The following is an 11491-nucleotide window of genomic DNA, read 5'->3' as shown; positions in this document are numbered from 1 at the left end:
CTGGTGGCTCAACTGGTCAACCATTTCTAATTTTAGTGGTGCTGATAACTCTGACTTTTGGCTCATCTGACTACATTACCATATTATTCGGCTCGGGAGCGAAACTATTTTTACCTGAATCCTTACGGTGCAGGAACCCAAAAAACACCAGCTTTGACGATAAGATTAGTACAAATTCGGTGGAAAAATGGCTGGCGTTCTTATCTGACAAGCGTCCGAGAACCCGAAATACTGCCTCCCTATGTAGTGGCAGATTTGTATCAAAGACGTTGGCGAATTGAAGACGCCTTTTGTATAGTAAAAAGACTCCTAAATTTAAGTTATTTATGGACGGGTTCGCTGAATGGAATCCAGCTACAAATCTGGGCTACTTGGCTATTTTATGCTGTTTTGGTAGACTTAGGGGATGCCGTTGCAGATGAATTAGGAGTACCAATTGAACGTGTTTCATTAGAAATGATTTATCGGGGAATATATCATTTTTCTGTTGCTTATCAAAAAGGAGCAGCTTCCGATCTAGTTAAGTATTTTACTGACAAGAAAAATCAAGATTTAGGGATTCGATCGCGACTGCGAAAACCTCATGTCAAGCTAATTATTTCTCCTTTCCATGGAAATCAAAGAAGTCCCGAACAATTTTTTGGCAATAATAAGGGAACAAATGGAGTCATATTTTAATTGGTATGTCGGTAGAAAATGAGTAAGATTACTCATTGACAACAGTGTTTTTAGCTTAACTTGTGACTAATGGAAACATACCAGCCATTCAGGCGTTTTCTAAATGTACAAGCCTTAATGGTAAACCCATCTGGGATTGAGCGAGAGTTGTAAAACCGCATCCAACCCAGTTTGGGTAGGTAAATTTTATTACCCTTGATTCTTACTCCCATTACGAAAGTAAAAGATGTGAAGTTGCTGCGATTTTTAAATTTAGGAAATCCCCTACCTTCAAAGAAATTTTTGTAGGCAACGTCTAAGCGTTTAACATTCTGTTGTAAAACTGTTGAATCTATAGCGTTGTACCAAGGTCTAGCCATTTTTAACTCAGGTAATGCTGTTATTTGAATGTCACCAGCACTTCGACGTGGATTTCTAGCTTTACCTTCAAAGTCAGACTTAGAATCTTTCCAAGGATTTCCGGTTGCGCCATTTTTACTTACGAAGCAGGTCAATGGTGAAGCTTCGCCTTTCGTTCTGATCTCAAAGTAATTGCCTTGGATAAAATGCTGATTGTACTGACAAATTCTGTCATTCAAGCACCAATTATATTGGCTTCGCAGCATATCTACCCAAGCAGACATTTTTGATGACTGTGTTTGATTAGATCGCAACTTATAAACATAATTTGTTAGCAATCTGGTTCACCTCCTTAGTTTGTATTTTAACGTCTTTCTTTGTTTTAAATGTTAAGAACGAATAAAAATTCACGGCGGTTTAAACCGCCCGTGCCCGCTTGCATCTCAGGTCTAAAGACTCAGAGTTTTCCGCTTGCCGAATGTTTTCTATAATGATGGTGAACTCGTACTTTCTCACCAAACACCCGAAAAAATCATGACCAAAACAGAAATCTTAGCAGCACTCAAAAATCTGACACCAGAAGAACGCCTAGAAATCATCGAAACAGCTTCGCGGATGATGCGCGACGACATAGAACAAAAAGCCCAGCGCAAAGTTGAGAGAAAGCTCAGACTCAGAGCCGCAGCAGAAGCAGCAGTCAAGGATTATATGCCGGGAGGTGCTTTACATGATTTGTGGTCGCCAGACAGCGAACCATATTTTGAATCCGAGGAAGAATACCTAAACGCTGGAGTCAAGACTAATGCGTAGAGGTCAAATCTGGCTGGTTGCACTTGAGCCTACTGTTGGCGCAGAAATCGGCAAAACTCGTCCGGTAGTAATTGTTAGCGATGAAACTGTGGGAATTTTGCTGCTTGAAGTGATTGTCCCCATCACTGACTGGAAAGAACGATATACAGAGAGAAATTGGATGGTTCGACTAGAACCAAGTAGCGAAAATGGCTTGGCTAAAGTCTCCGCCGCCGACACTTTTCAAGTCCGTTCCGTTTCCCAACAAAGGTTCGTCCGACAACTCGGAGTTCTTTCGGAGACAATTATGGAAGAAATTGCAGATGCACTGACAATTGTTTTGGATCTGGATTGAATAACTAGCCAACAGCGCACAAATAGTGTTATTTATAGATAGATTGTATGGCGCGATGGCCTAAATGATTCCGATACAACTTACACTCAAAAATTTTCTCAGCTATCGCGAAGCTGCTTTAGACTTTCGCGGCTTGCACACTGCTTGCATTTGCGGGCCTAACGGTGCTGGTAAATCTTCTCTCCTAGAGGCGATCGCCTGGTCGCTGTGGGGCAGTTGTCGCAGCGATACAGAAGACGATATCATCCATATCGGCGAGATTGATGTCCGAGTTGATTTCACTTTCTCTACGGGCGGCCAAATTTACCGGGTGATTCGCAACCGCCGCCGCGGACAATCGGGAAGTTTGGAATTTCAAGTTAGCATGAATTCTGCTGCAACTCAGGAGGGACTGAGTTTTCGCACTCTCACCGACAAGGGGCTGAGAAATACTCAGCAGAAAATTCTCGAACATATCAAGCTGGATTACGATACTTTTATTAACTCGGCCTATTTGCGGCAGGGGCGTGCTGATGAGTTTATGCTCAAAAAGCCGATCGAGCGCAAGCAAGTTTTGGCCAACCTCCTCAAACTCGATCGCTACGATACTTTATCCGAACAAGCCAAGGAAAAAGCCAGAGATTTTAAAGCCAAAGTCGAAGTCCTCAAACACGGCTTGCAGACAACCCAAGAGCAACTGCAACAAAGTCAAGCGATCGCATCCGAACAAATTCAATTGCAGCAAGCAACCGATTTGCTTCAACAGCAGCAGCAAGCCGATACAGCAAGTTTGCAGCAACTGCAACTCCAGCACCACAACCGCCAAACTTGGCAAAAACTCCTCGCCGGCCACCAGCAACAACACTACAATATCTCTCAAGAATGCCGCCGCTTGCAGCAAGAACTTGCAGCCGCCAAGCGGCAGCAACACGAGCTGCAAGCCCTGCTCGCCCAAGAAAATGAAATAACAGCAGGAATTGCCTATTTTCAGAGCTTGCAAGCCACAGAAGAGAGTCTGGCTGCCAAATTCAAAGCTCACCAACAAGCGCAAAATCAGCGCCAAAACCTGCAAGAACAGCAACGGCAAGAATTGAGCCTTTTGCAAAACAAAATTCAGCAGTTGCAAGTTCAATTAGATGTCTTAGAACAAGATGAAAAAGATGTTCTAGATGTTCTCAAGCAGCAGCCGGAGGTTGACAAAGGACTCGCACAGTTGCAAGCAGCCCGATCGCGCCTTAACGAACTAGAACAACTGCAACTGCAAGTTTCGCCGCTACTCCAACAGCAGCAGCAGGCACAAACTAAGCTCGATCGCGCCCATGCCGGTTTAACCGCCCGCTTAGCCGAAATCAAGCGACAGGTGCAAGTTCAGCAACAGAAGCGACAGCCACAATTGCAGCAGCAAATCTCGGCCATCGCCCATCAAATTGTTCAGTTAGAAAACAAGCGGGTTTATCAGGAACGAGTTCGCGAAAAAGGCCAAGAAAGGCACAGCTTTCTAGAAAATCTGCAAGCTAAAAGCCGCGACTATCAAACCCGACTTGCCGAAATTGACCAAAAACTGCAACTGTTGCGGAAATCAAATGAAGCCGAAACCAGCGCGGGGGAAGGTAAAGCTGCCGAGTTTGCCGAAACTCAGCAAGTTAATTCGCCTTTGATTGTGCGGGATGCAAATTTTGGAAATTGTCCTTTGTGCGATCGACCTTTAGACGAACACTACTGGAATTTGGTAGTCACCAAACACCACTCCCAACAGCAGGAAATCTGGAATCAACTGTGGGTTGTCCGCGAACAATTGGCAGTTTCCGAGCGCGAAATTCAAGTTCTCAGACACGAATACCGCGAACTAGAACAGGAATTAGCGCCTTACCAAGAATTGCGGGAACGCCGCAGCCATTTGCAAGCTCAATTGGATAGCCTGGGCCAAGATGAAACTCGACTGCAAAGTATGCGTCAAGATGCTGCCGAAATCGAGCGGTTGTTGCGTACTGGCGAGTATGGATCTGATGATTTGAGGGAACTCCAGCAAATTGAACAGCAACTGCAACAGCTCAATTATAGCGATCGCAGTCACTCCCTCGCCCGCAGCGATGAAAAGCGTTTGCGCTGGGCGGAAATTAAGCAAGCTCAAATCAAAGACGCTCAGCAGAAACTTAATAAAATTAACAGCCGCCGCCCGGATTTGCAGGCTCAATTAGCCGCCGTACAGCAACAGTTTGAACAGCAAAAAAATAGCTCGGAAATTCAGCAGCAAATTCTGTCTTTAAATAGATATATCGCGGAAGTTGGCTATAACTTGGAACAGCACGAACACGTCCGTAGCGAAATGCGTAAAACGCAATTTTGGATCGCCCGTGCTGAAAAATTGCGATCGGCAACTCAGCAATTCCCGCAAGTGCAGCAGCGGGTTAATGAAATCGCCAATTCGATCGCCGTGCGCGATCGCGATTTGCAAGCTGTCACCGCTCAAACTGCCGCGATGAACCAGCAGTTACAAGAACATCCCGATCCGACTACTCAAATAAGTGCGATCGAACAACAAATGAGCCGCCGCCGCCAGCAGCTAGACCAACATTTGGGAAATCTCGGACGCCTCCAACAACAGCAGCAAAATCTGGAAGCTTTGCAAGTTCACCTTGTCGCTCAAAAAGAGCAAATTCAGGTTGCTAAACGCCAATACAAAGTTTATCAAGAGTTGGGTCAAGCCTTTGGCAAGAACGGGATTCAAGCTTTAATGATTGAAAATGTTTTGCCTCAATTGGAAGCTGAAACTAATCAGATATTGTCGAGATTGAGTGCGAATCAGTTGCACGTGCAATTTATTACTCAGCGGGCGGCGGCTTCTAAAAAAGCCACTAAATTGATTGACACTTTAGACATTCTCATTGCTGATGCTCGCGGTACTCGTCCCTATGAAACTTACTCGGGTGGCGAAGCTTTTCGGATTAACTTTGCGATTCGGCTGGCGCTGGCGAGATTGCTGTCTCAGCGGGCGGGTACGGCTTTGCAAATGTTGATTATTGATGAGGGGTTTGGGACTCAGGATGCGGAGGGGTGCGATCGCCTAATTGCTGCCATTAATGCGATCGCCTCTGACTTCGCCTGCATCCTCACCGTTACCCATATGCCACACCTTAAAGAAGCTTTTCAAGCCAGGATTGAAGTAAACAAAACTACTCGGGGTTCTAGCCTGACTTTGTCAATTTAGATAGATTATTCGATTTTCGATTTTTGTTCGTAGTGCGGACTTCAGTCCGCTTTCCGGTGGCGGACACCAGGACGCACTACAAACCGTTTTTGTTCGTAGTGCGGACTTCAGTCCGCTTTCCGGTGGCGGACACCAGGACGCACTACAAACCGTTTTTGTTCGTAGTGCGGACTTCAGTCCGCTTTCCGGTGGCGGACACCAGGACGCACTACAAACCGTTTTTGTTCGTAGTGCGGACTTCAGTCCGCAGCTTTTTGCGGACACCAGGACGCACTACAAACTGTTTTTGTTCGTAGTGCGGACTTCAGTCCGCAGCTTTTTGCGGACACCAGGACGCACTACAAACTGTTTTTGTTATGGTAATCCACCGAACATGATATGATTGACGATCGCAAATAATATCAGTTGCAAAAAAGAATGCAACTGCTGTCGATCTGTTCCCCACCCTGAGAGCATAAGTCATCGGCGAGAGAAAATCTTAAATCAGAACTCGAAAATGAGATAGCCGTTGAAATTGCCCGATATTCTTTGTTTGTCGGCTTTTTTTGTAGGCTGGGTGGAAAAAACTAAATTAATAAAATAAGATAATAAAATAAGAATGCGTCTAGCTATCGATAAATTTTTATTTTTCTGTCCGCTCCCTCGGAGTGTGTGTATTGCCACCGATGACAACAGACTCTTTCCACCTGTCTCTCCTAGAAAGGGCGATCGCAGCATCGAGCAACAGCATCCTGATCGCAGATGCTGGCAGGCTCGACAGACCTATTATATATTGCAATCCTGCTTTTGAGAAACTCACTGGCTACACCCGGGAAGAAGTCATTGGACACAACTGCCAGTTTTTGCAAGGCCCCGATACGGATGGCGCTGAATTGGAAAGACTCCGCAGGAGTTTGCGATCTGGAACAGAAGTTAAGGTAATTCTCAAGAATTACCGCAAGGATAAAACACCTTTTTGGAACGAATTAACTGTTTCCCCCGTCCTCGATGGCGACGGAAAGCTCACTCATTTTATCGGAGTTCAGAACGATATTACCCAAAGAGTCGCCGCCGAAACAGCCCTGCAAGAAAGCGAAGAAAGATTGCGGGCGATCGCTACTGCGACTCCCATTCCTACGATCATTACGCGCCGTTCAGACAGCGCAATTTTGTACGCAAATTCTGCCCTCGGAGAAACTTTCGGTTTGAGTTCAGACAAGCTTATCGGTAGCAAAAAGATCGACTTTTATGCTCATGCCACCGATCGCCATCAATTGCTAGAATTAGTCAAACAACACGGCTTTAGCGACAGCGACCAAATCTGCCTCAAGAAAGCAAATGGCAGTTTTTTTTGGGCAAAGATGTCGATGCGAGCGATTAATTTTAAGGGCGAAGCATCAATTTTATCGGCATTTTATGATATTACCGATCGCGTAGAAGCAGAAACCGCACTCCGACAAAGCGAAGCGAGGTTGCAAAAACTAGCCGCCAACGTTCCGGGAATGATTTATCAATTTCAGCTAGCAGCCGATGGCGCTGTGTCATTCCCCTACGTCAGTTCTGGCTGTCGCGAACTCTACGAATTAGAACCAGAGGTACTGCAAAAGTCAGCTATTCCTGCGATCGAAATGATTCACCCAGAGGATGCACAAAACTTCCAGGAAACTGTCGCCATCTCAGCTAAAACTTTAGAGCCTTGGCGGTGGGAAGGCAAATTAGTTTTCCCGGGCGATCGCATCAAGTGGATTAGCGGGGCTTCCAGACCTGAATTGAACGAAAAAGGTGACATTGTTTGGGATGGTTTGTTGATCGACATTAGCGATCGCAAAATTGCCGAATCAGCACTGCGGCAAAGCGAAGCTAGATTCCAAAAAATGGCCGGCAACCTACCGGGAATGATTTATCAATACTTGCAGCATCTCGACGGCACCAATGAATTTATTTATGTCAGTCCCGGCTGTTCGGAACTCTATGAACTAACTCCAGAAAAACTTCAAAGAAACTCAAGTTTAATGTGGTCGTTGGTGCATCCAGAAGACCTACAACCGATGCAAGAGTCACTCACAATTTGCGGGGAAAATTTACAAGCTTGGAAATACGAAGGGCGGATCGTTACGCGATCGGGAAAACTGAAATGGATTCGCGCCATTGCTCGCCCCGAACTCCAACCGGGCGGCGAGATACTTTGGGAAGGGGTGACAATCGATATTAGCGATCGCAAAGTAGCAGAAATCGCCCTCAGCGAGTCAAAAGTTGCCCTGGAACAAGCCAATCAAGAACTAGAAAAGCGCGTCCTAGAACGCACGGAAGCTTTGCAAAAATCCAAAAAAATGCTGTGGTTGGTCATCGACAACATCCCTCAGTTAATCGCCTGGAAAGATCTAGATTCAGTTTACTTGGGAGGTAACAAAAACTTTGCCACAATCGCAGGTTTGAATCATCCCACTGAAATCGCCGGTCTCACGGACTACGATATGCCCTGGAAGCCAGAAGAAACAAAATTTTTCCGAGATTGCGATTGCCGGATCATGGCAAAAAATACCGCTGAATATCACATTATTGAACCTCAAATGCAAGCCGACGGCACCCAGCGCTGGATGGATGCAAATAAAATACCTTTGCATGACAATTACGGCAATGTCGTAGGCATTTTATGTACTTTGGAAGACATCACCGATCGGCTTTCACTCGAAGCTAAAGTCCGGGCCAGCGAGGAACTATTTCGCAAAATATTTGAAGATGCACCCATCGGTATCTATTTAGCCAATTTAGACGATCGCCAGTTGGTACGAGTTAATAAAACTTATTGCGAAATGCTGGGATATACAGCAGCAGAATTGCTGAGTACAACATTTATAGAAATTGGGCATCCCGAAGATCGTCAAAACAATCTCGAAGCTGCTGCTGCTCTCAATCGGGGAGAAATTCCGAGCTATCAAATCGAAATTCGCCATATTTCGGCTACAGGTAAAACTGTTTGGGTAAATGTGACAGCTACTTTGATCCGAGACGGGGAAGGAAAAGCTATTTACAACTTAGGGATGATTGAAAATATTACTAACCGCAAAATTTCCGCAGCAGCACTCCAAGCTTCGGAATCTCAATTGAGAAAACAAGCAACTCAATTGCAAGAAGCCTACGAACAACTCCAACATACTCAAATCCAATTAATTCAATCAGAAAAAATGTCTAGCCTCGGGCAGATGGTGGCTGGTATCGCCCACGAAATCAACAATCCTGCAAATTTTATTAACGGCAATATTTCTCACACCAACATCTATTTTAACGACTTAATAGAACTTTTGAATCTCTACCAGCACTATTACCCGTCTCCTGCTCAGCAAATTACCGAAACACTGAAGCAAATAGAGTTTGATTTTCTCAAGGAAGACTTGCCAAAAATGCTAAATTCTATGAAAGTAGGAGTAGAAAGAATTAGTAATATTGTATTGTCACTGCGGAATTTTGCGCGATTAGATCAATCAGAAATAAAGTTGGCAGACCTTCACGAAGGAATTGAGAGTACGCTGTTAATTGTGCAGCATCGATTGCACCACGACACAAAAGAAAAACGAATTGAAATCATTAAAGACTACGGAAATATATCGAAAATTCACTGTTGTGCGGGGCAGTTAAATCAGGTTTTTTTCAATATTATCAGCAATGCAATTGACGCTGTGGAAAACCGCAAACAACCCCGGACGATCGTGATTCGTACTGAAATGAAAAAAGCTGGGTTGAACAATAGTAAAAGCAATGTCGGCGAGTGCGATCGCGTGGTTATTTGCATCGCCGACAGCGGCCCTGGAATGACCGAAGACGTTTGCAAGCGCCTGTTTGACCCCTTTTTTACCACGAAACCGGTTGGGTCTGGAACAGGTTTGGGATTGTCCATCAGCCATCAGATTGTGGTAGAAAAACATAAGGGAAATCTGCGGTGCATCTCAGCGCCCGGACAAGGAGCAGAATTCTGGATTGAAATTCCGGTGTGAAGGATGGAAATTTAGCTAAAAGTTTAAATATCTAACTTTTAATGCCCAATTGCCGTCGGTGCTTGAGTTATCAGGTTTTGAATTAACGGCACTGAGACGCCGAAATTAATCTCACTTGCGCGGTGTGCTCATCTGCTGCCCTTATTCGCTAGGCAATTATGCTGAAAAAACTACCTTTATCCTGGTCTCGCTACATTCCAGCCGGGTTGACACTTGTTTTGGGTGTCGGATTCTCGGCGCTGGCATTTGCCTTGGTTTGGGACTGGGAAGACAGGCGCCACGACTACGAAATGCACCGCCGCATCGACGATATTTCGATCGGCATTGAACGCCAACTCAACTCGGACTTAGACGCAGTTCTCGCCCTCAGCGACTACATGAAAGCGTTTAGCGCCGTCGAACGTTCTTCTTTTGCTCGGTTTGTCGGCCGTCCCCTATCCGTTCACCCCAGCCTGCAACTGCTGGCTTGGGCCCCCCGCGTTCCCAATTCCCAGCGCGCCAAATACGAAGCCCAAGCCAGAACCGAAACTGACTCCACCTTCGAGATTACAGAGCGCGGGCCCCAGGGAGAACTCCGCAAGGCCGGCCAGCGTTCGGAATATTTCCCAGCTTTCTACGTCGAACCAACGGCGGGAAACGAGACAGCATTGGGATTTGACCTCACCTCCCACCCAGAAATTCGCGCCGCGATCGATCGCGCGCGCGACACTGGAGAAATGATTGTCACCAGCTACGACGGTCTAATTCAGCGCAATTCGCCGGAAGTGGGTCTTTTGGTAATAGTTCCGATTTACGAAAACAGCACTAAACCGACTGCCCTGGAATCCCGCCGCCAACTGCTGCAAGGATTTGTTCTGGGTGTATTTCAAGGCAAAGATATTTTCCAAACCTCTTTAAAAGGACGCAATACCGACTACCTCACCATTTATCTCGCCAGCGAGCCTCCAGACAAGCCAGAAGCACTGCCGTTGTTACCGCCAACGGGCGACCCCGCACTCCAAAATCGGGCTGCTGACGGGCAAATTCCGCAATTTGGGGCTTTGTTCCAATCCTCCACCCAACAAGTGTTCACCGCATCGGCCGCTGCGAAAGTAACTCAAAGGTCAAACTGCCCGATTCTGGACAATCCGGGCCCGCAGTATGCAGCTTGCCAAAGGGTGCTGAAAATTAGCGGCAGCCAGTGGTCTTTATACGTGTCTGCAACGCCGGAAATTCGGAAGACTCGCAAGCACTGGCGTTCTTGGGGAACTCTGAGTATGGGGATGTTGTGGACTCTGCTGCCGGTGACATATATGCTGACAGCGTTGAGTCGCACCGCCCAAATCGAAAAGCTAGCCCGAGAAAGAATTCTCCAAACCGAACAGTTGCAGGCTGCTTACCAACAGTTGGAATTGGAACAAGCCAAATCCGAGCAACTGTTGCTGAATGTTTTGCCGGCGGCGATCGTCCTGCGTTTGAAGGACAATGAACATAATATCGCCGAAAGTTTTGGGGAAGTAACGGTGATGTTTGCCGACATAGTCGGCTTTACAGAGCTTTCGTCGAGAATTTCAGCGACTGCGGTAGTGAAAGTGCTCAATGATATTTTTTCAGCTTTTGATCATTTAGCCGATCGCCACGGTTTGGAAAAAATTAAGACTATTGGTGATGCTTACATGGTTGTCGGCGGTTTACCTACGCCGCGAGAGGATCATGCCGAGGCGGTGGCGAATATGGCGATCGATATGCTACAAGAAATCCGGTTTCTGAGCTTAAATCATTCCGAACCATTCAGCATTCGGATCGGAATTAGCAGCGGCCCTGTAGTTGCCGGCGTCATCGGCTTAAAAAAGTTTATTTACGATCTTTGGGGCGACACAGTAAATATTGCTTCGCGCATGGAATCCCACGGGATTACCGGCTGCATTCAAGTCACCGCCGAAACCTATGAAATATTAAAGGATAAATACACTTTTCAGAAGCGAGGGGCGATTCAAGTTAAGGGCAAGGGATACATGGTTACTTATTTGTTGACTGGTCGCAAATAATACCAGTCTTCCAATTTTTTGTTAGTGTCATGAATTATTCGCGGGGTGTTCCACGGTCATGTTTGGCATGATCTCGCTCTACGACGAGGCAAAAAACTGTGAGACAACTGGTTTCATTGGGAAAGGCTCCAATCTCATCAGATTT

General features: G+C 46.1%; 7 protein-coding genes and 1 pseudogene. 7 read left to right on the top strand and 1 reads right to left on the bottom strand.

All coding sequences use genetic code 11. From position 1 onward, the window contains the following. Positions 1-126: 126 nt before the first annotated feature. Positions 127-678: pseudogene (locus tag QZ918_RS31705) on the top strand (transposase); the annotation flags it as partial. 50 nt (positions 679-728) lie between these two features. Here QZ918_RS31705 and QZ918_RS31700 read toward each other — a convergent pair. Further along, entirely contained in the window at positions 729-1355 is a 627-nt protein-coding gene (locus tag QZ918_RS31700; RefSeq protein ID WP_293342753.1) for an RNA-guided endonuclease InsQ/TnpB family protein, read from the bottom strand. A 196-nt stretch (positions 1356-1551) separates the two neighbouring features. On the opposite strand from QZ918_RS31700, the gene QZ918_RS31695 reads away from it, so the two are divergent. The 6 genes from QZ918_RS31695 to QZ918_RS31670 all read left to right on the top strand — a co-directional run bounded on the left by QZ918_RS31695 (position 1552) and on the right by QZ918_RS31670 (position 11346). After that, a complete protein-coding gene (locus tag QZ918_RS31695) occupies positions 1552-1827 on the top strand; it encodes a hypothetical protein (RefSeq protein WP_293342751.1) in 276 nt (91 codons plus the stop codon). Continuing rightward, the gene (locus QZ918_RS31690; RefSeq protein WP_293342749.1) at positions 1820-2161 is read left to right on the top strand and encodes a type II toxin-antitoxin system PemK/MazF family toxin; all 342 of its coding nucleotides are present in this window, start codon (positions 1820-1822) and stop codon (positions 2159-2161) included. Before QZ918_RS31695 ends, QZ918_RS31690 begins: the two co-directional genes overlap by 8 nt. 64 nt (positions 2162-2225) lie before the next feature. Further along, positions 2226-5348 carry an SbcC/MukB-like Walker B domain-containing protein gene (locus tag QZ918_RS31685; RefSeq protein WP_293342747.1) on the top strand — a complete coding sequence of 1041 codons (3123 nt, stop codon included), beginning with the start codon at positions 2226-2228 and terminating at the stop codon, positions 5346-5348. A 32-nt stretch (positions 5349-5380) separates the two neighbouring features. Continuing rightward, positions 5381-5644: a hypothetical protein gene (locus QZ918_RS31680; RefSeq protein WP_293342746.1), complete on the top strand. Its 264-nt coding sequence runs from the start codon at positions 5381-5383 to the stop codon at positions 5642-5644. A gap of 369 nt (positions 5645-6013) precedes the next feature. Continuing rightward, positions 6014-9319 (top strand): PAS domain-containing sensor histidine kinase, encoded by a 3306-nt coding sequence (locus QZ918_RS31675; RefSeq protein WP_293342745.1) that lies wholly within the window; start codon positions 6014-6016, stop codon positions 9317-9319. 158 nt (positions 9320-9477) lie between these two features. Then, entirely contained in the window at positions 9478-11346 is a 1869-nt protein-coding gene (locus QZ918_RS31670; RefSeq protein ID WP_293342742.1) for an adenylate/guanylate cyclase domain-containing protein, read from the top strand. The last annotated feature ends 145 nt before the right edge of the window (positions 11347-11491 follow it).

The organism is Microcoleus sp. CAWBG58 (assembly GCF_020883045.1).
Lineage (GTDB): Bacteria > Cyanobacteriota > Cyanobacteriia > Cyanobacteriales > Microcoleaceae > Microcoleus.
The sequence above is the reverse complement of the archived record's forward strand: the minus strand, read 5'-3'. Positions and strand labels throughout refer to the sequence as shown.

Coding starts and splice junctions, on each gene's coding strand:
- QZ918_RS31670 (WP_293342742.1), top strand. CDS start 9,478: ATGCTGAAAAAACTACCTTTATCCTGGTCTCGCTACATTCCAGCCGGG.
- QZ918_RS31675 (WP_293342745.1), top strand. CDS start 6,014: ATGACAACAGACTCTTTCCACCTGTCTCTCCTAGAAAGGGCGATCGCA.
- QZ918_RS31690 (WP_293342749.1), top strand. CDS start 1,820: ATGCGTAGAGGTCAAATCTGGCTGGTTGCACTTGAGCCTACTGTTGGC.
- QZ918_RS31685 (WP_293342747.1), top strand. CDS start 2,226: ATGATTCCGATACAACTTACACTCAAAAATTTTCTCAGCTATCGCGAA.
- QZ918_RS31695 (WP_293342751.1), top strand. CDS start 1,552: ATGACCAAAACAGAAATCTTAGCAGCACTCAAAAATCTGACACCAGAA.